Source organism: Alloalcanivorax dieselolei B5, from assembly GCF_000300005.1.
Lineage (GTDB): Bacteria > Pseudomonadota > Gammaproteobacteria > Pseudomonadales > Alcanivoracaceae > Alloalcanivorax > Alloalcanivorax dieselolei.
Map to the genome: position 1 here is coordinate 2622228 of NC_018691.1, position 22951 is coordinate 2645178.

Here is a 22951-nt window from a genome sequence, read left to right on the forward strand (position 1 = left end):
GAATTATAAACAACCGGGTTGCGAACGAGCCTTTCGGCGGCGAAGCCGCCTTTTGCTCCAGCCCGCCGACCGTGCGAGAATCGCCGCGCGATCCCCACCGCTTTCCTTTTATATGTTCCAAGGACCAAGAGAGACCCATGAGCGCGCAGATTCTGGACGGCAAGGCCCTGGCTCAACGCTTCGAGCAAGAGATGTCACAACGGGTGGAAGCCCTGAAAGCCGCCTCCGGCGGCCGCACGCCGATTCTCGCCACCATTCTGGTGGGCGCCGATCCGGCCTCCGCCACCTATGTAAAGATGAAGGGCAATGCCTGCCGCCGCGTCGGCATGGATTCCCAGGCCATCGAGCTGCCCCAGGACACCACCACCGAGCAGTTGCTGCAGCGCATTGAGGAACTCAATGCCAATCCGGACGTGCACGGCATTCTGCTGCAGCACCCGGTGCCGGAACAGATCGACGAGCGCTTGTGCTTTGACGCCATTGCCCTGGGCAAGGACGTGGACGGTGTCACCTGCCTCGGTTTTGGCCGCATGGCCATGGGCGAGCACGCCTATGGCTGTGCCACGCCCAAGGGCATCATGCGTTTGCTGGAGCACTATCAGGTGCCGCTGGAGGGCCAGCATGCCGTGGTGATAGGCCGCAGCGCCATTCTCGGCAAACCGATGGCAATGATGCTGCTGGGCGCCAATGCCACCGTCACCATTTGCCACAGCCGGACCCGCAATCTGCCGGAGCTGGTGAAACAGGCCGACATCGTGGTGGGCGCGGTGGGCAAACCGGAATTCATCAAGGCCGATTGGATCAAGGACGGCGCCGTGGTGGTGGACGCCGGTTACCATCCGCAGAAGTGCGGCGACATCGAGCTGGCACCGGTGATCGATCGTGTGGCCGCGTATACTCCGGTACCCGGCGGTGTTGGTCCGATGACCATCAATACGCTGATTTTTCAGACCCTGGAAGCGGCGGAGAAAGCGCTGAACGACTGAGACACGCAACACGCAGGTAAAGCGTGCCGGGTCTGCCCCGTCCGTCAACGCCCGCCCCTAAAGCAGTCAGTGCGGCCATCCGGCCGCCATCTCATTTCGCCTGCAAGCGTGTTGCGTGTCAGCGTGTCTGCGTCTTTTCCGGCAACACCTGCACGCTGGCGGTCATGCCGGCACTGAGCAGCAGCGTTTCCGGGATCTCATCGAACTCCACCCGCACCGGAATCCGCTGCGCCAGCCTTACCCACTCGAAGGTCGGCGCCACCGAAGGCAGTCCCTTGTCCGCCGTCACCGCGTTGCTGTTGGCGATACCGCGACCGATGCCGGTGACCTTGCCGGTCAGCGCCTTGCCCGCGCCCAGCAGATGGATACGGGCCACATCCCCCACCCTAATCTGATGCACCTGGGTTTCCTTCAGATAGGCCTCGACCCAGAACGACTGGTCATCCACCAGTGTCACCACCGGCTGCCCGATCTGGGCGTAATCGCCGGTATGCGCCAGCAAATGGGTGACAAAGCCGGCCACTGGCGCCTTTACCTCGCTGCGCGCCAGATCCAGCTCCGCCCGTGCCATAGCCGCCTCCGCCGCTTGCAGATCGGCCCGCGCCAAGGCCGCCTTGTTATCCGCTTCCTCCCGTTCCTCCTGGGAAATGGCGCGCCCGAGACTGCGGCGGCGGCTGGCCTCCCGGGACAGCAGATTCAGTTCCTGGCGCCGGTGCGCCACCTCCGCCCGGGCCTGATCCAGCGCCAGTTGATAACGGCGCGGATCCACCAGCAGAAGGGTTTGACCCTCCTCCACGTACTGATTATCCACCACCTTCAGGGACTGGATCGCTCCGGACACATCCGGGGCCACGCTCACCACCACCGCACGCACCCGGGCATCCCGGGTCCAGACATCCTCGAAATAGTGGCGCCACAGATACCACACCGCCACCGCCGCGGCCGCCACCAGCAGCGCGGTGAACAGATAAGCGCGCCAGCGACCGCCTTCCTTATTATCAGCCATGCATACTCCCCAGCGACAGCCACGCCCCCATCACCAGGGCGAGCACGATCAAGAACACGCAGAATCCGGCCAGGGCCGGATGCCAAAGGTACCGGTAGCCATCAAAACGACTGATCAGGCCGTGCACCGGCAGAAACAACAGCAGGGCCAGCAGCACCTGCGGCACCAAGGGCGGCAGCAACACGCCGCCCAGCTCAATCTCATACAGCATGTGCTGTCTCCAACCCCTGCCAGCGACCGGCTCCGGACCCGGCCAGGAAAAAGCCGCCGTAGTTACCGATCATATTGATCTGCATACGCAGGCGCACCACCGCCCGCACCAGCCGGCGCCGCTGACCCTCGCCTTCCGCTTTGTTATAGGCCTGCTGGCACTGCCGTAATACCCGCTCGGTGTCCGCCGATAATTGCCGCCAACGGGCCTCGTCACCGTCTCTCAACACTCTCTGGGTATCCCGGATCAGCCGCGTCAGAGCGAGCCGGATCGGATCGGGCACACCGCGCCGACACAGGGCGTCGAGAAACAGCAACCCCAGCCCCAGCGTCACCGCCGCCATGGCGCCGTGCAGCAATTCCCCGTCCTTTTCGTTCTCCGGGCTCAGTCGCGGCAGGGTTCGGGCAATGCGATCGTACAGTACGGTTTCCATTTCGTGACGGGGGCGGCGGCGGTACATGGGCCAGCGCCCGAGGGTGCGGCACAGATCCCGGCACAGCCGGTTGCGAGCGGTGGCCGCGTCATCGCCGGGCCAGATCAGCAGAAATGCCAGCACCGGCAATATTAACCCCATCGCCAGCCCGAGCATGTTGTTAAACAGCGGCAGAGCCGAGAAGTCCTGTTGCGGCCCGAGATCCAGCAGGATCGGGAAAAAGATCACGGTGGCGGTCCCCATGGCCATGCTCGGCAACCGCGTCATGGCCAGACCGGCCAGCAGATACACCGGCGCCAGCCACAGTACCAGAGCGGCGAAGCCTTCCGTGCCCGGCAGCAGAACCAGACGATAAAGCGTGGCCAATACCGCCGCCAGGGACGCCCCCTTGAGGAACCCGGACACCGCCTTGAGCGGATCGTCCCGGGTGGAGAACAGCGCGCAGACCACCCCGGTCTGGATCACCATCAAAGTGCCTTGATCCAGTGGCGCGGCGCTCCAGAACCACAGGCTCAGGGCCGCGGCGATGGCAATCGCGGTACGCGCGGCGCTGCGCAACGCCTGGCCGTGATCCAGGTGCAATCGTGACGTGCCGGAGCGCCACGACTGCGTCAGGGCCTGATCGCTGAGCATGGCGTAAAGCACGACACTGGAGCGCAGGCGATCGCACAGCTCGCCGCAGTGTTCCAGTGCCAGTTGCAAGGCATGGAAGCGGTGTTCGTTGTCGCCCACCGCCTCCTTGCGCAGACCGCGGGCCAGATCCCGGGCCTGGTCGTGGAGTCCGGAGAGACACACCCGCAGGCTTTCCGGATCCAGTTCGCCATCCAGCTCCGACATGCCACGCAGCAACTCGTCGAGGCGGTCCTGCTGATGCACCGAGGCATAACGATTGACGTAGGTTCCCAACGGCCCCACCGAGGAAATCAGCGCCAGCATCTCGTGACCGAGGCGGCGGCACAGCCCGGCCCGCCGCCGCAGCTGTTGGGAGTCGAACAGAGCATTCTCACGCAGGGCTTCCAGTGCCATGCCGCTGGCGATCAGTTCGCGCCGGCGCTGCTGCAGGGTGCGATTGTCCGCGCGACCGCCGGCGGTGTCCGCCACCAGTGCGATCAAATCCCGCAGTTGCTGCCGACACCGGTGCAAGTAGGCGGTGGCGGCGGAACGGGGCCAGATCAGCACACTGGCGGCGGAAGCACAGAGGATGCCAAGGCCGATCTCGGTGACCCGGGCCACCGCCACGGTGAACATCTGGTCCGGCTGCGACAGGGCCGGCAAACCAATGATCAGCGCGGTGTAACCGGAAAGCACGAAGGCGTAGGAGCGGAAGTTGCGCAGCAGATTGGCCAGGTAGGTACACAGGGCCAGCCAGGCCCCGATGGCGATAAAGAAGAGTAGCGGCTGCTGCGCGAACCCGCCCACCAACATCAGCGCCATCGCCGCGCCCAGCACCGTGCCCACCAGCCGTGACAACCCCTTGGCGATCACCATGCCGCCCAGCGGCTGGGCGACGATGTACACCGTCATCAGCGCCCACTGGGGCTGATCCAGCCCCAACAGCAGCGCCAGATACAGTGCCAGCATGCCGGCGGCAAAAGTCCGCACGGCGAAGTGCCACTCCTTGCGCCCGGATTCGCGTATGAACGCCGGCACCGCCAAGATCATCCGCGCTTCCCCTTTCCCGGTCCTCGTTGCGGCAGTATACAACGAGGCGACGCTGGCGCTTCTACGAAGCGAAACCAACGCTAAACACTTTTACAACCCTTGTCACAGCACAATGGCACACTCTCTTATAGCCCCCGCTTCCGGAGGCGCGAACCAAGGAGAGACACCATGGCAGGAAAGTTTGAACTGGATAAAGCCAGCAATGGACAATTCATCTTCCGGCTGAAAGCCGCCAACGGTCAGGTCATTCTCGGCAGCGAGCAGTACACCACCAAGGAGGCCTGCAAGAACGGCATCGAGTCGGTGCAGACCAACGCCGCCAAGGATGAGCGTTATCAACGCAAGGAAGCCAAGGATGGCCGGCATTACTTCAATCTGCTGGCCGGCAACCATCAGGTCATCGGCACCAGCCAGATGTACAAGGACACCGGTGGCATGGAAAACGGTATCGACTCGGTGAAGAGCAACGCTCCGGGCGCCGCCGTGGACGATCTTACCGACTGATGTTCAGGGGCGGCGGCGGCCGCCCCTTACATCCATTCAGGCCTCGCGAGGCCAGGATTCGCGCAACCCCACGGTGCGATTGAAGATCAGACCATTCTCATCGCTGTCCGTGTCCACGCAGAAGTACCCTTCCCGCTCGAACTGGTAACGGGTTTCCGGCAGTACCCCCTTGAGGCCCGGCTCCACCACGCAGTGGTCCAGCACCTGCAGGGACGCTTCGTTGATGTGATCAAGAAAGTCCTCGCCCTCACCCACCCGGGTCGGCATCGGCACCTTGAACAGACGGTCGTACAGACGAACCTGACACGGCAGCCCCAGAGGAGCACTGACCCAGTGGATCACCCCACGCAGTTTGCCCTGCCCTTCATCGTTCTCCGGATTCTTGCCAAGCGTGTCCGGATCATAGCTGCAGTGGATCTCGATGATCTCCCCGGCATCGTCGCGCACCACCTCGTCGGCGCGCACCACATAGCCATAGCGCAACCGCACCCGATCCCCGAGCACCAACCGCTTGTACTTCTTGTTGGCTTCTTCGCGGAAGTCTTCGCGATCGATATAGACCTCGCGGGTCAACGGCATTTGCCGGGTGCCCATGGTCTCGTTTTGTGGATGCACCGGCGCCTGCAGCCACTCGGTCTTGTCTTCGGGCCAGTTGCGGATCACCAGTTTGAGCGGATTGAGCACACAGAAAGCCCTGGGCGCGTGCTGATTGAGGTCATCGCGCACCGAGTCTTCCAGGATCGACATGTCGATCACCGAGTCCGCGCGGCTGACACCCAGATTCTCGCAGAACCCGCGGATCGAGGCCGGCGTGAAACCACGGCGGCGCAGGCCGCTGAGCGTGGGCATGCGCGGATCGTCCCAACCGGCCACGTGGCCTTCGTCCACCAGTTGTTTGAGGCGACGCTTGCTGGTCACGGTGTAATTGAGGTTGAGCCGGGCGAATTCGTATTGCCGGGGCCGCGCGGACACTTCCACGTGTTCCACCAGCCAGTCGTACAAGGGGCGGTGATCCTCGAACTCCAAGGTGCAGAGACTGTGCGTGATGCCCTCGATGGCGTCCGACAGCGGGTGGGTAAAGTCGTACATCGGGTAGATCACCCACTTGTCACCGGTCTGGTGGTGCGCTTTTTTGCGCACCCGGTACAGGATCGGGTCACGCAGGTTGATGTTGGCGCTGGCCATGTCGATCCTGGCCCGCAACACCGCCTCGCCCTCCTCGAAGCCGCCGTCCCTCATGCGCTCGAACAAGGCCCGGTTCTCTTCCACGGACCGCTCCCGGTGCGGGCTGTTCTGGCCCGGCCGGTTGTAGTTACCGCGCATTTCCGCGATTTGCTCCGGGCTCTGGGTGTCCACATAGGCCAGGCCCTTGTCGATCAACTGCAGCGCATATTGATACAGTTGATCAAAATAGCCACTGGCGAAACGCACCGGTCCGGCCCACTGGAACCCGAGCCATTCCACGTCCCGCTGGATGGAGACAATGTACTCCTCCTCTTCCTTCTCCGGATTGGTGTCGTCGAAGCGCAGATGGCAGGCGCCACCATAGCTTTCGGCGATACCGAAATTCAGGCAGATGGACTTGGCGTGACCAATATGCAGGTAGCCATTGGGTTCCGGTGGGAACCGGGTGACCACCTGGCCGTCGTTTTTACCTTCGGCGAGGTCACGATCGATGATCTGTCTGATAAAATTACTGGGCGCTTTCACGTCACTCATTAAGCCGCCTGCGGCTGAAATACGGGGGGCATTAGTGTACAGTGCGCCCCTTTACAGTCAAAGACTCAGGAGTCGGTCGAAGCGCCCCCAGACGCGCCAGACCTTCCGGCTCCCACCAAGGAGAACTCCATGAAAGTGGTGCTGACGACCACCTACGGCAAGATCACTCTGCAATTGGATAGCGAACGTGCGCCGAAAACCACGGAAAACTTCCTGTCTTATGTGCGGGAAGGCTTCTATGACGGCACCATTTTCCATCGCGTCATCGGCAACTTCATGATCCAGGGCGGCGGTTTCACCACGCAAATGGAACAAAAACCGACCCAGGCGACGATCGAGAACGAAGCCGCCAACGGCCTCTCCAACGAGATCGGCACCATCGCCATGGCGCGCACCTCCGATCCGCACTCCGCCACCGCTCAGTTTTTCATCAACGTGGCGGACAACCACTTTCTGGACCAGGCCCGCTCCCCGGACGGCTGGGGCTACGCGGTGTTCGGCAAGGTAGTGGAAGGCATGGAAACCGTGGAGAAGATCAAGGAAGTACCCACCGGCCGCAGCGGTTTCCATCAGGACGTGCCGCAGGATCCGGTGCTGATCGAATCCGCCCAAGTCATCGAGGACTGATCCATGCGTCTGCTGATCGCTCTGTCCGCCCTGCTGATAAGCTCCCTGACCTGGGCCGCCAACCCTCAGGTGCGCCTGCAGACCTCCATGGGCAACATCACCATCGAGCTGTTCGCGGAACAGGCGCCTGAAACGGTGAAGAACATTCTGCGCTATGTGGACGAGGGCTTCTACGACGGCACCGTGTTTCACCGCGTGGTGCCGGGATTCGTGATCCAGGGCGGCGGTTTTGACCGCGATCTGCAGCAAAAGAAGACCCACGCTCCGATCAGGAATGAAGCGGACAACGGTCTGAAGAATGAGCGCGGCACCCTGTCCATGGCACGCACTTCCAACCCCGATTCCGGCACCTCCCAGTTCTTCGTCAACCTCAAGGACAATGCCATGCTTGATCACACCGCCCCGACCCCGCGCGGCTGGGGCTACGCAGTGTTCGGTAAGGTGGTGGACGGCATGGACACGGTGGACCGGATCGCCAAGGTGCGCACCGGCGCCGGCCGCCTCAACGGCGCCCACAGCGTCCGCGACGTGCCCAGCACCCCGGTGATCATCGAGCGGGCGATGCGCCTGGATGAAGACGGCCAGGCCGACTGAGCACCATGAGCTATACGCTGTTTATCTCCGATCTGCATCTGGACCCGGCACGGCCGGAGCATCTGGCCGCCCTGGAACGCTTGCTGGAAGAGCACGCCGGCAAGGCCGACGCCCTGTATGTGCTCGGCGATCTGTTCGAGGCCTGGATCGGCGACGACGACGATGCCCCCTTCAACCGCCAGGCCATCGACGCCTTCCGCCGCTTCAGCGACACTGGCAGCGGTCTCTATTTCATGCACGGCAATCGCGACTTCCTGCTGGGCGACCAGTTCGCCGCCCAGTGTGGTGGCCGGCTGCTGGATGAAGGCACCGTGGTGGATCTGTACGGAACCCGCGCCCTGCTCATGCACGGCGACAGCCTGTGCACCCTGGATACGGCCTATCAGCAGTTCCGGACGCTGGCCCGCAATCCGCAATGGCAGCAGGCAATGCTGGCCAAGCCCCTGGAAGAACGCCGCGCCATCGCCCAGGGCATGCGCATGCAGAGCCAGGGCAACAACGCCAACAAAGCCGAGAACATCATGGACGTGACCCCGGAGGAAGTGATCCGGGTGATGGATGAGGCCGGCGTCAAACACCTGATCCACGGCCACACCCACCGCCCTGATGTCCATGAGGTTCCCCTCTCCGGCGGCACCGGCACCCGCTGGGTACTCGGCGACTGGGGCGACCTGGGCTGGTGGATCATTGCCGACGAGACGGGACTGCGGCTGGAAAGCTGGGAACTCAGTAGAGATAGTTGACAGTTGATAGTGGACAGTTGACAGCGAAAAAAAACAAAAAACGAGAACAGGCTGATTTTTGGGTTTCGCTGTCAACTATCAACTGTCCACTGTCAATTTGGCCTTCCGCTTTCATTCCGGTACTCCGGAATGAAAGCGGAAGGCCTCATCCGGCTCCTCGATTAACGCCCTTTCCTTCTCCTTAAAGAACGCCATCCGGTCCTCGATGTCCGTGTCGCTGTAGCGGCGGGCGAGGTCGAGGTAATCCTCGAAATGACGGGATTCGCTTTTCAGCAGGTAGCGGTAGTAGCGGCCCAGTTCCTCGTCCACATGGGGGGCCAGCGCGGCGAAGCGCTCGCAGGAGCGGGCTTCGATCAGGGCGCCGATGATCAGGGTGTCCACCAGTCGCCCGGGCTCACTGGTGCGCACATGACGGCGCAACCCCTGAGCGTAGCGTGACGGCGACAGGTGGTCATAACGCACGCCGCGCTCGCGCATCATTTTCACCACCTGTTCGAAATGCAGCAGTTCCTCCCTGGCCAACTGACTCAAGGCATCCAGCAGTTCCGGCCGGTCCACATAGCGGAACATCAGGTTGAGCGCCGTGGACGCCGCCTTTTTCTCGCAGTGGGCGTGGTCGATCATCAGCAGATCGGGGTTTTCCAGCGCCCAGTCGATCCAGGCCCGGGGCGTGGCACAAGGCAGAAAGGCTTGCAGGGCGGAAATATCGGTCATGGCGTCCTCGTTTGCTCCGGCGGCGATTATAGCGGTACGTCGGCGCCAACGTCTCTACAGCCGACAACCATTCCCTCTGGCATTCCCTCTGGCGTCCCGCGCCCAGCGCCGTATACTTGCCCGCCATGGGACGTCGAACCAATCCACGCATACAAAAACTGAAAGGGAATCTGGCGGTGGCCGGATTGCGCCTGCTCGGCCTGCTGCCTTTCAGCCTGAACCGGGCGCTCGCCACCGCCGTGGGCCGCCTGCTCGCCGCCCTGCCCACCGAGGCCCGGCGCGTCACCCGCATCAATTTATCGCTGTGTCTGCCGAATCAGCCGAACCCGGATCAACTGGCCAGGGATTCCCTGGTGGAAACGGTGAAGAACACGTTCGAGATCGCCCTGTTCTGGCGTCGCCCGGAGGAAGGCCTGGACCGGGTGGTGTCGGTGGATGGCGACGGCCCGCTGCGCGAAGCGGTGGACGCCGGTCAGCCGGTACTGATCCTGGCACCGCATATCGGCTGCTGGGAGGTGCTGAATTTCTGGCTGGCGCGGGATTTCCCACTGCATGTGATGTTCGCCCCTTCCGGCATGGCCGAGGTGGACGATCTGATCAAGCAGGGCCGCGAGCATTTCGGTTCCACCATGTACCCGGCCAGCGCCCGTGGTGTCGCCGGTCTGGTACGGGCCATGCGCAAAGGGGCAATGACCGCGATTCTGCCGGATCAGGTGGCGGACCGCCGCAGCGGCCGGTTCGCGCCGTTTTTCGGCCAGCCCGCCTACACCGGCACGCTCAGTTGCAAGCTGGTGCAACAGACCGGTGCCCGGGTGTTCATGGCCTGGGCCCGCCGTTTGCCCGGCACCGGCGGTTTCGAAATCCGCGTGCGCCCGGCCCACCAGGACATTCACGACAGCGATCTGGATCACGCACTGAAGGCCATGAACCAGTCCATTGAAGCGCTGATTCTGGAAGAACCCTCGCAGTATCTGTGGAGCTACAAGCGTTTTCGCCGCCAGCCCCCCGGCGGCACGCTGCCGTACTAGGGCCTGTTCACACTACTTGCGTCCCGCCTCCAGCGCCGCCGCCGATGCGGCTCGCCGCAGGCCCCGGGCCAGATCGGCATCGTCGGTGGCGCGGGACAGTACCAGGGCCCCCACCAAGGTCGACAGCACCGCCATGGCCCGCTCCTGGCGCTGCTCCTCGCCATCGCCGTCGCACAACCCGGCCACGAACTCCAGGAAGGTCCGCAGGTTATCGGTGAACGCCTCTTTCAATGCTTCCGGCTGGCGGGCCGTGTCCACCGCCAGCGCCGCCAGAGCGCAGCCATCTTCCGGGTGTTGTTGGTGATAGCGCGACAGATAACCGCCGATAAGATTCTGCAAAGCCTGTTGCCGGGGTTGCTCCGCCAACGGACGCCAGCGCTCCAGATTGTGCTGCTGGGCCCGGCTCAAAGCCCGCACCGCCAGATCCAGCTTTGACTCGAACTGCCCGTAGAATCCGCCCCGGGTCAGCCCGGCCGCCTGCATCAGGTCGTTCAGGCCAACACCGTCAAACCCTTTTTCGCGGAACAATCGTCCCGCCGTTTCGATGACCCGCTCACGGTTCTCTTCGGCCTGAGCCCGAGTGACCCTCATGATCCATCCTCCTTGCCGCGGAGCGGAAATCGCCCCGCCCATCGGTCAGAAAGTGCTTGACGCATTTTAAATGATGAGCGACATTTAATCAAACATGTCACCCATCATTTAACCAGCTCGTCACTGTGAGCTCTCTTCAGGAGGCCCCATGCCCTCTCCGCAACAGCCAACATCCATGCCACCGGCCCTCATCAACGCCTTCGCGGTGCCGGAGCGTCCGCCCTTGATGCCGTCGGAGCTGGACAAGCTCAGCCGTGCCGAAAAAAAAACGCACTCCACCGCCATGGGCACCCTGGTTAGCTGGACCTTCGGCGTCGGCCCCCGGGTGGTTCTGGTGCACGGTTGGAGCAGCCGCGCTGCGCACCTGCTGGGTTTCGTCGATCCGCTGCTTGCCGCCGGCTACAGTGTCACGCTGTTCGACGGCCCGGCCCACGGCGAATCCAGTGGCGAACGGGCCAGCGTGGTGCACCTGGGAGAAGCTCTGCTGGCACTGGCCCGGGAATGGGAACCGGTGCATGGCGTCATCGCCCATTCAGTGGGCTCCGCCGCGGCCCTGTGGGCGTTTCATCGCGGGCTGAGCGTTCACGCCAGTATCCATCTGGGCGGCCCCGTCTCGTTGTCGGCAATGGTGCGACAGCTGGCCATTGGCGTGGGGCTGGATCAGGCGGGCACCGCCGCTTTCGAGAAATGGGTGGAGGACTTCATCGGCCATCCGCTGGCGGCGTTGGATCTTGAAATCTTGAAGGATGGCCTGCGTCATCCCGGATTGATCGTGCATGACCCGGAAGACGACACCGTGCCGTTCAGCGCCGCCGACACCTTGCATCGAAACTGGCCGCAATCCGAGCTGATCCGTGCCGACGGGCTGGGACACCGGCGTCTGCTGCGGGAGCCCGCGATGATCGGGCTTTGCAGCGACTTCATCGCCACCGCTGGATCCCGGGAGATGACGCGGGTGAACGCGGGAGGCGAAGCGTGACCGGTCCGATATCCGAGCGTGGTGACGCCTCCGGGCTGGCTCTGGAAACCACTCGAGAATTCGGCGGTAACTTATTGATATTACTCGCCGGTCTCGCGGCTATTGGCACCCTTTCCACCAACATTATTCTGCCTTCCTTTACCTCCATGGCCACCGATATCGGCGTGCCGGCGCGGGAACTGGGACTGCTGCTGTCGAGTTTTTTCGCCGCCTTCGCCATCGGCCAGCTGCTGGTCGGCCCATTATCCGATCGTTATGGCCGCCGGCCCCTGGTGGTACTGGGACTGGCGGTATTCATCGCCGGCAGTCTCTGGTGCAGCCGTGCCGACGATATCAATGAACTGATCCTGGGCCGGGTGATTCAGGCGCTCGGGGTATGCGCGGCCTCGGTTCTGTCCCGGGCCATTGCCCGTGATCTGTTTGACGGTGAGGTTCTGACCCGGGCCCTGGCGTTGACCATGGTGGCGATGGCCGCGGCCCCCGGCTTCTCGCCGTTGCTGGGCGGTGCTCTGGAGCAGGCTCTTGGCTGGCGGGCCAACTTTCTGATGGTGGCCGTGCTTGGCGCCGCCCTGATTCCTCTTTATCTGTCAGGCGCGGGGGAAACCCTGCCGCCATCCCGCCGCAGCCGGAAGGCGCTGGCCACCGCCGCACCGGGTTACCTGCGCCTGTTGCTCGATCCGCGTTTTCTGCTGCCAGCCCTGGCGGTGAGTCTGGTGATCGGCGGCCTGTACAGTTTCTTCGCCGCAGCGCCGGCGATTCTGATGGGGCACCTCGGGCTCAGTGCTTTGCAATTGGGGTGGTTCTTCGCCGCCACGGTCTTCGTGGTGTTTGCCGCCGGTTTACTGGCCCCGCGCTTCGCTCGGCGGTTCGGCGTCGTCAAGGTGGGGCTGGCGGGCATTCTCATTGCCCTGATCGGCGGCCTCACTCTGCTGCCCGCCAGCGCCGAGGGGCTGATCCCGTTTTCCCTGGCGATCACCGTTTTTCTGTTCGGCATGGGGCTGATCAATCCGCTGGGCACCGCCCTCACCCTGCATCCCTTTCCCGACAGAGCCGGGCTGGCTTCGGCGCTGCTCGGTTGTCTGCAAATGAGTTGCGCGGCGGCGATGACGGCGCTGGTCTCGGCACTGCCGCTGCCACCGGTAACGGCTCTGGGGGCGATTCTGGCCACGGTCTCGGCGCTGGCCCTGGCCGCTTTTCTGCTGTACCGGAGCCGAGGGAACAACGGTTAACGCCGGACGCCGGTGTCTGGCGTCCGGCTTCCCATCTCTTCCCCCAGTGATTACGAACATTCATCTCATGAATGGCTGCAGGCCCCGTTTGGCTTAACAGATGATGGGGTTTCCGCTATACTCCGCGCGCAATTCCGACCCCCAGAGACACCCTAACCAGCTGATTTTCAAAAGAAATCGGCCAAGACGAAACGAGGGATACGCTGTGCTAGACGCCTATCGCAAACATGTCGAAGAGCGCGCCGCCGAAGGTGTGCCGCCCAAGCCGCTGAACGAGCAGCAAGTTGCCGAACTGGTTGAACTGCTGAAAAACCCGCCGGCCGGCGAAGAGGAGTTCATTCAGGATCTGTTCGTCAACCGCGTTCCGCCGGGCGTGGACCAGGCTGCTTATGTCAAGGCCGCGTTCCTGACCGCGATCGTCAAAGGCGAAGCCAGTTCTCCCCTGATCGACCGCAAACGTGCCGTTCAACTGCTGGGCACCATGCAGGGCGGGTACAACGTCGCCACTCTGGTGGAAGCGCTGGACGATGCCGAGCTGGCGGAAATCGCCGCCGACGAACTCAAGCACACCCTGCTGGTATTCGATGCCTTCCACGACGTGGAAGACAAAATGAAAGCTGGCAACGCCAAAGCCAAGGAAGTGATTGAATCCTGGGCCGAAGGCGAGTGGTTCACCAAACGCCCGGACCTGGCCGAGAAAATGTCTCTGACCGTGTTCAAGGTCACCGGCGAAACCAACACCGACGATCTGTCCCCGGCCCAGGATGCCTGGAGCCGCCCGGACATCCCGCTGCACGGCAACGCCATGCTGAAGAATGCCCGTGAAGGCATCTTCCCCGAGAAAGACGGCGAAATCGGCCCGCTCAAGCAAATGGAAGAGCTAAAGGCCAAAGGCCTGCCCGTTGCCTATGTGGGCGACGTGGTCGGCACCGGTTCCTCCCGTAAGTCCGCCACCAACTCCGTGCTGTGGCACTTCGGTGACGACATTCCTTACGTGCCGAACAAGCGCGCCGGCGGTGTTTGCATCGGCGGCAAGATCGCTCCGATCTTCTTCAACACCATGGAAGATTCCGGCGCTCTGCCGTTCGAGTGTGACGTTTCCAAAATGGAAACCGGCGACCAGATCGACATCTACCCGTTCGAAGGCAAGGTGGAGAAAAACGGCGAAGTGATCGCCGAGTTCGAGCTGCGCTCTCAAGTGCTGCTGGACGAAGTGCGCGCCGGCGGCCGGATCAACCTGATCATCGGCCGCGGCCTGACCACCAAGGCGCGTGAAGCTCTGGGGCTGGCTCCGTCCGAACTGTTCCGCAAACCGGAACAGCCCGGCGATTCCGACAAGGGTTACACCCTGGCCCAGAAGATGGTCGGCAAGGCCTGTGGCATGGAAGGCGTGCGCGCCGGCATGTACTGCGAGCCGAAGATGACCACCGTGGGCTCCCAGGACACCACCGGTCCGATGACCCGTGACGAACTGAAAGACCTGGCCTGTCTGGGCTTCCAGGCGGATCTGGTGATGCAGTCCTTCTGCCACACCGCCGCATACCCGAAACCGGTGGACGTGGAAACTCAGCACACCCTGCCCGACTTCATCATGAACCGTGGTGGTGTCTCCCTGCGTCCGGGCGACGGCATCATCCACTCCTGGCTGAACCGCATGCTGCTGCCCGACACCGTGGGCACCGGCGGTGACTCCCATACCCGTTTCCCGATGGGCATTTCCTTCCCGGCCGGCTCCGGTCTGGTGGCCTTCGCCGCCGCCACCGGTGTGATGCCGCTGGATATGCCGGAATCCGTACTGGTGCGCTTCAAAGGCAAACGCCAGCCGGGCATCACCCTGCGTGACCTGGTCCATGCGATTCCGCTGCAGGCCATCAAGGAAGGCCACCTGACCGTCGCCAAAGCCGGCAAGGTCAATGTGTTCTCGGGCCGCATCCTGGAAATCGAAGGCCTGGAAGATCTCACCGTGGAGCAGGCGTTCGAGCTGTCCGACGCTTCCGCCGAGCGCTCCGCCGCGGGCTGTACCATCACCCTGTCCGAGGACAGCGTGACCGAGTACCTGAAGTCCAACATCACCATGCTCAAGTGGATGATCGCCAATGGCTACGGCGACGCCCGTACCATTGAGCGCCGTATCCAGGGCATGGAAGAGTGGCTGGCCAACCCGAGCCTGATGCGTGCCGACGCCGATGCCGAGTACCATACCGTCATCGAAATCGACATGGATCAGATCCAGGAGCCGGTACTGTGCTGCCCGAACGATCCGGACGACGCCAAGACCCTGTCCGACGTGGCCGGCGCCAAGATCGACGAAGTGTTCATCGGTTCCTGCATGACCAACATCGGCCACTTCCGCGCCGCCGGCAAGCTGCTGCAGAAAGTGGAAAGCGGCACCATGCCGACCCGTCTGTGGATCGCTCCGCCGACCAAGATGGATCAGCGTCAGCTCACCGAAGAGGGTTACTACAACATCTTCGGCAGCGCCGGTGCCCGTACCGAAATGCCCGGCTGCTCCCTGTGCATGGGCAACCAGGCCCGGATCGCGCCGAAGTCCACCGCGGTGTCCACCTCCACCCGTAACTTCCCCAACCGTCTGGGGCAAGGCGCCGACGTTTACCTGGCGTCCGCGGAGTTGGCGGCGGTGTCTTCCATTCTCGGCAAGCTGCCGAGCGTGGAGGAGTACATGGAATACGCGGATACCATCGATTCCATGTCCGGTGAGATCTACCGCTACCTGAACTTCGACCAGATGGAGGAGTATCAGGAAGTAGCGGACACGGTGAAGATTCCGGTAGCCCAGGCGGTGTGATGGAAACGCTTCGCTGTTGATAAAAAGCCCGGCCTCGCGCCGGGCTTTTTTATGGCCGCCATACAAACCCGCATCCCCCAAATGGAGCCCCCACCTTCAACCGGGTATGATGTTTTTTTTGTGACCTTTTTGAACGCTTGCGCCAGGAGCTTTTTTCTTGCCTGACAGTACATCGGGCCAACACCGTTCGGACCAGGACGGCCTGCCCACGGAACAACGGCGCCGGGCCATGTTCGCTATCGTGGTCAGCGTCGGCCTGGCGGTGCTGGACAGCAACATCGTCAACGTGGCGCTGCCCACCATTGCCCGGGACCTGGAGATCAGTCCCTCGCAATCGGTGTGGATCGTCAATGCCTATCTGCTCGCCGTGGCCACCACCTTGCTGCCGCTGTCGTCATTGGGCGACATCGTCGGTTATCGCCGCGTCTACCAGACCGGGCTGGCGGTGTTCACCATCGCGTCCCTGGTATGCACGCTTGCTGATTCCCTGGTGACACTCACCGCCGCCCGTTTTTTTCAGGGGCTGGGCGCCGCCGGGGTAATGAGCGTCAACGCCGCTCTGGTGCGTTTTATCTATCCGTCACGCTTATTGGGCCGGGGCATCGGCCTGATCGCCATGGTGGTGGCCTTATCCTCGGCGGTCGGCCCCACCGTGGCATCCGGTATTCTGTCGGTGGGATCCTGGTCCTGGTTGTTCGCGGTGAACATCCCGTTGGGCTGTCTGGCCTTCGTACTGGCCCGCCACACTCTTCCCGAGACCGGACAGGCCCCGCGCCGCTTTGACTGGGGCAGCGCGCTCCTCAACGCACTGGGCATCGGCTTGCTGGTCATGGCGGTGGACAGTCTCGCCCATGGCATGGGCGGCACCGTGGCGGCGCTGGCGCTGGCCGCCTCGCTGGTGGTGATCACGCTGCTGGTACGCCGACAGTTGTCCCAGTCCTCGCCGTTGCTGCCGGTGGATCTACTACGTATTCCGCCGTTCGCGCTGGCCATTGGCACCTCGTTTTGCGCCTTCACCAGCCAAATGGCGGCGTTCATCGCCCTGCCCTTTTATCTGCATGACATTCTCGGCTACAGCGCGGTGGAAACCGGGCTGCTGATGACACCCTGGCCGGCGGCGGTGGCGATCACCGCGCCCATCGCCGGACGGCTGGCGGATCGTTATCCCATCGGTGTGCTGTGCTCGACGGGGCTGGTACTGCAAATGGCGGGACTGGTGTTGCTGGCCCTGCTGCCGGAGCAACCGCCTTTACCGGCACTGCTGGGCTCCATGGCGTTGTGCGGCATTGGTTTTGGACTATTCCAGGCGCCCAACAATCGCGCCATGATCGGTTCCGCGCCACGGGAGCGCAGTGGCGGCGCAGGAGGAATGCAAGGCACTACCCGATTGATCGGACAAACCCTGGGCGCGGCACTCACCGCTCTGATGTTCGGGCAATTGGCACACGGCATCACCCCGGCGTTGTTCATGGCCGCCGCCTTTGCCGCCGTCGCCGCGGCGATCAGCCTGTTCCGGATCCGCTCCACACCCCGGCTGTAGCCGGTCAGGCGGCCAACGCACTCCAGGTCACGGCCACCAATTCCCGCAGATGCGTGGTTGGCGCCGCGGCGCTCTCCGACGCCAGCCAGGCCCGGCACAGCAACTGGGCCGGACCCAGCAGAGTGGCCACCACCACCTCCGGGGACAACACGGGTTTGAGTGTGCCCTCCGCCACGTGCCGCCGCACCCAGGCGGAAACCGTCGACATCAAAGCGGTATTGGCCTGTTCCACCTGACGGGCCAGATCCTCGCCCCATCCCGTGTAGCCGCGCTCGGACAGGAATCGCGCCCAGTCCCGGTTTCCCTCGGTCCATTCCAGGTGGTAACGCAACACCGCCGCCACGACGTCACGAGCGCCACCGCCCTGATCCAACTGTGCCGCCAGGCCGCTCTGATAGTCCCGGACCCCCTCCAGGTAAACCGCCTCGCACAGACTCTGTTTGTTGGCGAAGAAGTGAAACAGGCTGCCATTGCTCACTTCGGCGCGCTCACGAATCGCCTGCATGGTGGCGCTGGCCACGCCCTTTTCCACGAAAGTGGCCAGTGCGGCGGCAACGATCTTGTCACGTGTGTCCGAACTCGGCATTCCCGGCCCTCGGCAGTGGGGGTGGAAAGTAGAAAGTGGAGAGCAAAGCACCCTAATGCGATTCGCAACAAGGCACAACCTGAGAGGATTGACGCCATTGGAGCAAATATCTAGAGTAATACTCCACACACGGTATCGCCATGCCGGTGATGCCCCGAACCCGGGAGACTCTCCATGCACGCCTCTTTGCAGCAGGCCCGGCAGGTCCTGGCCGAGCAGGCTTTCAGCGCCCTGCTGGGGACGGAATTACTGGAATACCAGCGGGAAAAAGCGGTTTTGCGCCTGAAGGTGAAGGACGATTTGCGCCAGCAATACGGTTTCGTCCATGGCGGCGTGCTGAGCTATCTGGCCGATAACGCGCTGGCGTTCGCCGGCGGCACGGTGCTGGAACCGTTGGTGTTTTCCTCGGAATTCAAGATCAATTACCTGCGCCCCGCCGGCGGCGACACCCTGCTGGCGGAGGCCACGGTGATTCATGCCGGCCGCAATCAGGCCGTGGTCCGTTGCGACATTTACGATTGCCGTGAGGAGCAGCGCAAACTCTGCGTGGCGGCCCAGGGCACCATCGTCCGCAGTCCGCCGCCCGCCAATTGAGACCGGCGGCATTAGCGCCAAGGTGAATCGCCGCCTTTGACCAGCAGTTGCCAGACCCGGGCCGCGGCGTCGGACAACGGATGAGAGCGCAGCCGGCAGGCACTGACATCGACTCGCACACCGGTATCCAAAGGCAGCGTCAGCAGATGTCCCGAGGCGATATCCGCCTCGATCAGCAGATCCGGCGCCACCGTGATCGCCTGGCCGGCCCGGCACAATGCCAGGCAGGAACTGATCGCCGCCATCTGGTATTCGGCGCCCTTGCGCTGCTCCAGCAAGGCCTGGAACCAGGGTGACAGCCTTTGCCGATACTCCATGGGCACAATCGGCAATGCCCATGGCATCCGTGCCATGAATGCCCGGGCAGCGGCAGGATCCTCTCCGACCGGTTCTTTCTCCCCACGGACCCAGGCCGCCGGCGCCACCACCCGCAGCGGCAAATGGCGCAACGGCTGAACCACCGTATCAGCTTGATCCGCCAGGGTTTCCAATTGCGGGCGGTCATAGACCAGAAAGTCGTACCGGTAGGCGTACAGCCCTTCTTGCAGAGCATCAAACTGATCCGCGTGCAGATCCAGCCGGATGCCGCTGCCCTCACGTCGTAACGGCCCGGCCAGACTCTGGCCGAGAATATCCGGCGCGAAGGGCCCGCAGCCGATCCGCACCAGGCCACTGCGTCCTTCATGGAAACGGGCTACCAGCAGGTCCAGCCCGGCCACTTCGTCGAGCACCCTGCCCGCCTGTTTATACAGTGCTCGCGCCAATTCCGTGGGGCGCAAGGAACGCGTGTGCCGCTGAAACAGGGCCCCGCCCACACGCGCCTCCAGCTTACTCAGGCTGTGGCTCAAAGCCGGCTGTGACATGCCCAGGGCGCGCGCCGCCGCCGACAGGCTGTCGTGCTCGTACACCGCCCGGAACTGAACCAGCTGCTGTAGAGGCCACATCGTTGCTCTCCTTAATGGTCACTCATGGCACGCAAGAATAATCATAAGTAAAGAGAATGGATTCATTCACCCTGTTTATCAATGATCCCGGCATACTCCGCTCATCCAATAATCAATAACAGGGAACATCATGACCGGACCGGATCGGCGCACCGTTCTCAAACAACTGGCCCTCGGGGCCGCCGCGCTGGGAGTCAGCCGCCGCGCCGGCGCCCGCGCACCATCGCCGGTCCGCGGCGACCGTCCGCTCAACGTACTGCTACTGGTGTCGGATCAGGAGCGGTCGTGGATGGATTTGCCGGCGGAGCTGGACCTGCCGGCCCATCGGACCCTGCTCGCCGAGGGGGTGGGTTTCAATCAATATCATGTGAACACCTCGCCGTGTTCACCATCGCGTTCGGTGATGTACACCGGACAACACACCATGCACACCGGTATGACCGCTAACCTGCATGCGCCGCCCTTTCCTACTCTGAATCCGGACCTGCCCACCGTCGGCCATTTCTTCCAAGAGATGGGCTACCACACCGCTTACAAGGGCAAATGGCATTTATCGGATATCGAGGACGGCCCGGGTCTGCTCTATGGCAGCTACCCGAGCCGTGACAAAGCTCTGGAGGAGCACGGCTTCCACGACTACAACCTCACCGGCGATGTGCACGGCTCGGTATGGCAGGGTTATCTGGCCGACCGCATGGTGGCCGGCGAGGCCAGCCACTGGCTTGCGCGGCGCAGTCATCAACTGGACAAACCGTGGATGCTGGCGGTGAACTTCGTCAATCCCCACGACATCATGTTCTTCTCCAGTGGCGCCCGGCAGGAACAGTCGCGGGTCAATCCGGATTTCATGGCGCCGCTGCGGCCGCCGCCCAACGACCCGGTGTACGAGGCGGATTGGCGGCATATTCCGCTACCGCGCTCCTTCCACCACGCCAATCTGATGGACAAGCCCTGGTGCCACCGCTCCTACGCCCAGGTGCTCGATGCCATTTATGGCCACATCGACAAACAGGACGAAGCCGCCTGGCGCGCCAACCAAAGCTACTACTTCAACTGCATTCGCGATGTGTCCCGCCAGGTGGAGCACGTGCTGCAGGCGCTCAAGGCCAGCGGCCAGTGGGACAACACCATCATCGTCTATACCGCCGACCACGGCGAAATGGCCGGCGCCCAGGGACTGCGCCAGAAAGGCCCGCTGATCTACAAGGAAAACAGCCGCGTGCCCCTGATCATCCGCCATCCGGATGTGCAGGGCGGACGCCGGGTGGACAACCTGGGCAGCACGGTGGATTTGCTGCCCACCCTGGTGGGGCTCGCCAGCGCGGGCAAGCACAAGAGCGAAACGCCGGGGGTTGACCTGAGCCCGGCACTCAACGGCAAGAATACCGAACGCGATGATCGGGGCGTGCTGTTTGCCTATGGCGTGCTGCTTTATACCGATCCGGAAGCCACCCGGCGGCTGGCCAAAGAGGGCGACGAGATCACCCCCATGGCCATGCTCGCCGACTTTTTCAAGCAACTGCGCCTGGGCCCCGAATTGGGTAATCGGGGCCTGCATAGGGGGGTGCACGACGGCCGCTATAAGTTCGCGCGCTATTTCAGTCCCGACAGCCATCACACGCCGACGGACTGGGAAACGCTGCGAGCACATAACGATCTGGAGTTGTATGACACTCATTCCGATCCGGATGAGCTCAACAATCTCGCGGCCGACCCGGAGAAGGTAAAGCCTCTGCTGATGGCCATGAACGAAAAGACCAACCAACTGGTGGCCGCCGAGATTGGCAAGGACGAGGGCCAGGAATTCCCCGGTCCGACGTTTCTTTACCGACTTTAACGGAGAACAACACCGCGGCTCCCCCGCGGTGCTTTTTATGGCGGTCCCCTGTGAAACGGCATGGGACCGTTTTTTTTAACCTTCCCGTCCCCAATAGAAGTCCTCCCGCCAATAACGGAACTTGCCAAAGTCGCCGTGATTCTGCGGCACGCTGTCGTCGTTGGCGGGAAACACTTTCAGGTAGGCATTGCCCGCGTCCTCGTAAAACGGAAGCAGGTGACGGGCGTTGGTCCAGCGGCCGGAGCGGCGATCCAGCATGTGATCCGGTTGTGTCAGCATGTCATCCAGCCACACCAGCAGGCTGCCGTTGGGAATCAGGAAATAGCCGCGCACCTCCCGTTCTTCACTGGTGGGATGCAAGACCAGATTATAAAACGCCACGTCCGGATCATCGGCGTGGTCTTTCAGCCAGGGATACATTTTGTCGATCCAGTTGCGGCTGCTGTCGGCGGCGCCCATATGAATGATGGTTTTATACGGCAGCTGCGGGTACAGAGACACCAACTCGTTGGCGACGATGGCGCCCATACTGTGCCCCACCAGCGTGATTTCCATGGTCATGCCCGCCGGCAAACGCTGATTCATCGCATCGAGACGCCGCGCCAGTACCGCCACCACGCCATTGCCTTCCACTGCGCAAGCGTCACCACAATAATCCTCGTTATAGCCAAGCACGTCCGCTTCCATGGTGGTCAAGTGCTTGGTGCGGCGCAGCATCATGCTCCAGGCCGGTGTGCCCAGGCCCTGCACCGCCGGCGTGGTGACCAGACGGACCACGCCCGGCAATACCAGGCCGGTGCGATACAAGGTCTGATCCAGGAAGGAATAAGAGTCACTGGCCGGCCAGTAGAGCGCATCACTCGGAAGGTAATCAGAGCGGTCCCGGTCCACGCCCCGCCGTCTCGCATCGGCGGCGGCGAAGCTGTCGGCCGCCGCATCCCAGCCGGTTTCCGGCGCTTTCGCCAAACCGCTCAGAGCATCACTGAGGGTATAGATGGTACCGCGCACCGGCGCCACCGGCCCCGTGGCGATGCCGCCATTGCGCACCGCGGTGAAGCGGTCCCAGAACGACACGAAAGCACCGGAACGCCAACTGACATAGAGCGGATAGAAGCCGTCGGCCTCCATATCTTTCAGATAATGGTCCAGGCGTTCATCGTTATAACGGGGATGATTGAGGCCGCCATGAAAAAACAGCAGCACCTTGAGAGTGTCACCACCGCGCCCCTTTTCCTGCCACGCCTGCCCCAGCATCTCCAATTCGATGTCATCGAGCAGAGACTGATACTGTGCATAAAGGGCGCGGTTGCCAGCATCATCCGTCGCCGCCCTGCTTTTCTCCGCCTCGGTTTTCTTCGCCTTGAAACGCTCCGCGTTGAAGCGCTCAACGGATTTGAAATTGGCTTCGTGCTCGCGTGAGTAAGGGTCATAGGCCCCGTTGAGATCACTGCCAATATGGTGCAGACGGTTGGGGTCGCCCTGATCGTACTGGGGTTTGGGGAAAAGCCGGGCACAGCCGGACAACATCATCAGGCTGACGGCAAGCAGCAATACACCTGACAAACGGGCCCGGCCAGTCACTTCGCGGGTGGCTGGCATGGTGAAATCCTTATTGTGT

Annotated in this window: 21 protein-coding genes; 12 read left to right on the forward strand and 9 right to left on the reverse strand. The window is 62.8% G+C overall.

Translation table 11 applies throughout. The annotated features are described in order from the left end of the window. The first annotated feature begins 137 nt into the window (after positions 1–137). Positions 138–986 (forward strand): bifunctional methylenetetrahydrofolate dehydrogenase/methenyltetrahydrofolate cyclohydrolase FolD, encoded by an 849-nt coding sequence (folD, locus tag B5T_RS11775; RefSeq protein ID WP_014994728.1) that lies wholly within the window; start codon positions 138–140, stop codon positions 984–986. A 118-nt stretch (positions 987–1104) separates the two neighbouring features. On the opposite strand, the gene B5T_RS11780 is transcribed toward folD, so the two are convergent. From B5T_RS11780 to B5T_RS11790, 3 genes are read right to left on the reverse strand one after another with little or no spacing between them, the layout of a single operon-like run. Beyond that, positions 1105–1992: an efflux RND transporter periplasmic adaptor subunit gene (locus B5T_RS11780; RefSeq protein WP_014994729.1), complete on the reverse strand. Its 888-nt coding sequence runs from the start codon at positions 1990–1992 to the stop codon at positions 1105–1107. After that, positions 1985–2203: a DUF1656 domain-containing protein gene (locus tag B5T_RS11785; RefSeq protein WP_014994730.1), complete on the reverse strand. Its 219-nt coding sequence runs from the start codon at positions 2201–2203 to the stop codon at positions 1985–1987. The genes B5T_RS11780 and B5T_RS11785 overlap by 8 nt, the downstream gene beginning before the upstream one ends. Then, complete coding sequence (locus B5T_RS11790) at positions 2193–4298, reverse strand: FUSC family protein (RefSeq protein WP_014994731.1); 2106 nt, start codon at positions 4296–4298, stop codon at positions 2193–2195. Before B5T_RS11790 ends, B5T_RS11785 begins: the two co-directional genes overlap by 11 nt. Positions 4299–4466: 168 nt before the next feature. On the opposite strand from B5T_RS11790, the gene B5T_RS11795 reads away from it, so the two are divergent. Continuing rightward, a complete protein-coding gene (locus B5T_RS11795; protein WP_014994732.1) occupies positions 4467–4802 on the forward strand; it encodes a YegP family protein in 336 nt (111 codons plus the stop codon). 36 nt (positions 4803–4838) lie between these two features. Here B5T_RS11795 and B5T_RS11800 read toward each other — a convergent pair whose 3' ends face one another. Beyond that, the gene (locus B5T_RS11800) at positions 4839–6521 is read right to left on the reverse strand and encodes a glutamine--tRNA ligase/YqeY domain fusion protein (protein ID WP_014994733.1); all 1683 of its coding nucleotides are present in this window, start codon (positions 6519–6521) and stop codon (positions 4839–4841) included. A gap of 129 nt (positions 6522–6650) precedes the next feature. Here B5T_RS11800 and B5T_RS11805 point away from each other — a divergent pair, with 129 nt between their 5' ends. Genes B5T_RS11805 through B5T_RS11815 form a run of 3 tightly spaced genes read left to right on the forward strand, consistent with a single transcriptional unit; the run spans position 6651 to position 8485 of the window. Then, complete coding sequence (locus tag B5T_RS11805) at positions 6651–7148, forward strand: peptidylprolyl isomerase (protein WP_014994734.1); 498 nt, start codon at positions 6651–6653, stop codon at positions 7146–7148. A gap of 3 nt (positions 7149–7151) precedes the next feature. After that, positions 7152–7742: a peptidylprolyl isomerase gene (locus B5T_RS11810; RefSeq protein ID WP_014994735.1), complete on the forward strand. Its 591-nt coding sequence runs from the start codon at positions 7152–7154 to the stop codon at positions 7740–7742. A 5-nt stretch (positions 7743–7747) separates the two neighbouring features. Further along, positions 7748–8485: a UDP-2,3-diacylglucosamine diphosphatase gene (locus B5T_RS11815; RefSeq protein ID WP_014994736.1), complete on the forward strand. Its 738-nt coding sequence runs from the start codon at positions 7748–7750 to the stop codon at positions 8483–8485. Between the two features lie 111 nt (positions 8486–8596). On the opposite strand, the gene miaE is transcribed toward B5T_RS11815, so the two are convergent. Continuing rightward, the gene (gene miaE, locus B5T_RS11820) at positions 8597–9199 is read right to left on the reverse strand and encodes a tRNA-(ms[2]io[6]A)-hydroxylase (RefSeq protein WP_014994737.1); all 603 of its coding nucleotides are present in this window, start codon (positions 9197–9199) and stop codon (positions 8597–8599) included. Positions 9200–9324: 125 nt separating this feature from the next. Here miaE and B5T_RS11825 point away from each other — a divergent pair, with 125 nt between their 5' ends. Further along, positions 9325–10227, forward strand: coding sequence for a lysophospholipid acyltransferase family protein (locus tag B5T_RS11825; protein ID WP_014994738.1), 903 nt, complete (start codon positions 9325–9327; stop codon positions 10225–10227). A gap of 12 nt (positions 10228–10239) precedes the next feature. On the opposite strand, the gene B5T_RS11830 is transcribed toward B5T_RS11825, so the two are convergent. Beyond that, a complete protein-coding gene (locus B5T_RS11830; RefSeq protein WP_014994739.1) occupies positions 10240–10818 on the reverse strand; it encodes a TetR/AcrR family transcriptional regulator in 579 nt (192 codons plus the stop codon). A gap of 148 nt (positions 10819–10966) precedes the next feature. On the opposite strand from B5T_RS11830, the gene B5T_RS11835 reads away from it, so the two are divergent. The 4 genes from B5T_RS11835 (at position 10967) to B5T_RS11850 (ending at position 17372) form a co-directional block, all read left to right on the forward strand. Continuing rightward, positions 10967–11797 (forward strand): alpha/beta fold hydrolase, encoded by an 831-nt coding sequence (locus B5T_RS11835; protein WP_014994740.1) that lies wholly within the window; start codon positions 10967–10969, stop codon positions 11795–11797. Then, positions 11794–13026: a multidrug effflux MFS transporter gene (locus B5T_RS11840; protein WP_014994741.1), complete on the forward strand. Its 1233-nt coding sequence runs from the start codon at positions 11794–11796 to the stop codon at positions 13024–13026. Before B5T_RS11835 ends, B5T_RS11840 begins: the two co-directional genes overlap by 4 nt. Before the next feature lie 205 nt (positions 13027–13231). Then, positions 13232–15832: a bifunctional aconitate hydratase 2/2-methylisocitrate dehydratase gene (acnB, locus tag B5T_RS11845; RefSeq protein ID WP_014994742.1), complete on the forward strand. Its 2601-nt coding sequence runs from the start codon at positions 13232–13234 to the stop codon at positions 15830–15832. 157 nt (positions 15833–15989) lie between these two features. Then, the gene (locus B5T_RS11850) at positions 15990–17372 is read left to right on the forward strand and encodes an MFS transporter (RefSeq protein WP_229682927.1); all 1383 of its coding nucleotides are present in this window, start codon (positions 15990–15992) and stop codon (positions 17370–17372) included. 4 nt (positions 17373–17376) lie between these two features. On the opposite strand, the gene B5T_RS11855 is transcribed toward B5T_RS11850, so the two are convergent. Beyond that, a complete protein-coding gene (locus B5T_RS11855) occupies positions 17377–17958 on the reverse strand; it encodes a TetR/AcrR family transcriptional regulator (protein WP_014994744.1) in 582 nt (193 codons plus the stop codon). Between the two features lie 174 nt (positions 17959–18132). Between B5T_RS11855 and B5T_RS11860 the strand changes: the two genes are divergently transcribed. Beyond that, the gene (locus tag B5T_RS11860) at positions 18133–18552 is read left to right on the forward strand and encodes a PaaI family thioesterase (RefSeq protein WP_014994745.1); all 420 of its coding nucleotides are present in this window, start codon (positions 18133–18135) and stop codon (positions 18550–18552) included. Between the two features lie 11 nt (positions 18553–18563). Here the strand turns inward: B5T_RS11860 and B5T_RS11865 are convergent, their stop codons facing one another. Then, entirely contained in the window at positions 18564–19496 is a 933-nt protein-coding gene (locus B5T_RS11865; protein ID WP_014994746.1) for a LysR family transcriptional regulator, read from the reverse strand. A gap of 130 nt (positions 19497–19626) precedes the next feature. Here B5T_RS11865 and B5T_RS11870 point away from each other — a divergent pair, with 130 nt between their 5' ends. Beyond that, a complete protein-coding gene (locus B5T_RS11870; RefSeq protein ID WP_014994747.1) occupies positions 19627–21333 on the forward strand; it encodes a sulfatase-like hydrolase/transferase in 1707 nt (568 codons plus the stop codon). A 75-nt stretch (positions 21334–21408) separates the two neighbouring features. On the opposite strand, the gene B5T_RS11875 is transcribed toward B5T_RS11870, so the two are convergent. Beyond that, a complete protein-coding gene (locus B5T_RS11875) occupies positions 21409–22932 on the reverse strand; it encodes an alpha/beta hydrolase family protein (RefSeq protein WP_014994748.1) in 1524 nt (507 codons plus the stop codon). Positions 22933–22951 lie beyond the last annotated feature (19 nt).

Coding starts and splice junctions, on each gene's coding strand:
- B5T_RS11860 (WP_014994745.1), top strand. CDS start 18,133: ATGCACGCCTCTTTGCAGCAGGCCCGGCAGGTCCTGGCCGAGCAGGCT.
- B5T_RS11795 (WP_014994732.1), top strand. CDS start 4,467: ATGGCAGGAAAGTTTGAACTGGATAAAGCCAGCAATGGACAATTCATC.
- B5T_RS11865 (WP_014994746.1), bottom strand. CDS start 19,496: ATGTGGCCTCTACAGCAGCTGGTTCAGTTCCGGGCGGTGTACGAGCAC.
- B5T_RS11805 (WP_014994734.1), top strand. CDS start 6,651: ATGAAAGTGGTGCTGACGACCACCTACGGCAAGATCACTCTGCAATTG.
- B5T_RS11855 (WP_014994744.1), bottom strand. CDS start 17,958: ATGCCGAGTTCGGACACACGTGACAAGATCGTTGCCGCCGCACTGGCC.
- miaE (WP_014994737.1), bottom strand. CDS start 9,199: ATGACCGATATTTCCGCCCTGCAAGCCTTTCTGCCTTGTGCCACGCCC.
- B5T_RS11815 (WP_014994736.1), top strand. CDS start 7,748: ATGAGCTATACGCTGTTTATCTCCGATCTGCATCTGGACCCGGCACGG.
- B5T_RS11870 (WP_014994747.1), top strand. CDS start 19,627: ATGACCGGACCGGATCGGCGCACCGTTCTCAAACAACTGGCCCTCGGG.
- B5T_RS11835 (WP_014994740.1), top strand. CDS start 10,967: ATGCCCTCTCCGCAACAGCCAACATCCATGCCACCGGCCCTCATCAAC.
- B5T_RS11875 (WP_014994748.1), bottom strand. CDS start 22,932: ATGCCAGCCACCCGCGAAGTGACTGGCCGGGCCCGTTTGTCAGGTGTA.
- B5T_RS11800 (WP_014994733.1), bottom strand. CDS start 6,521: ATGAGTGACGTGAAAGCGCCCAGTAATTTTATCAGACAGATCATCGAT.
- B5T_RS11830 (WP_014994739.1), bottom strand. CDS start 10,818: ATGAGGGTCACTCGGGCTCAGGCCGAAGAGAACCGTGAGCGGGTCATC.
- B5T_RS11790 (WP_014994731.1), bottom strand. CDS start 4,298: ATGATCTTGGCGGTGCCGGCGTTCATACGCGAATCCGGGCGCAAGGAG.
- folD (WP_014994728.1), top strand. CDS start 138: ATGAGCGCGCAGATTCTGGACGGCAAGGCCCTGGCTCAACGCTTCGAG.
- B5T_RS11825 (WP_014994738.1), top strand. CDS start 9,325: ATGGGACGTCGAACCAATCCACGCATACAAAAACTGAAAGGGAATCTG.
- B5T_RS11785 (WP_014994730.1), bottom strand. CDS start 2,203: ATGCTGTATGAGATTGAGCTGGGCGGCGTGTTGCTGCCGCCCTTGGTG.
- B5T_RS11810 (WP_014994735.1), top strand. CDS start 7,152: ATGCGTCTGCTGATCGCTCTGTCCGCCCTGCTGATAAGCTCCCTGACC.
- B5T_RS11780 (WP_014994729.1), bottom strand. CDS start 1,992: ATGGCTGATAATAAGGAAGGCGGTCGCTGGCGCGCTTATCTGTTCACC.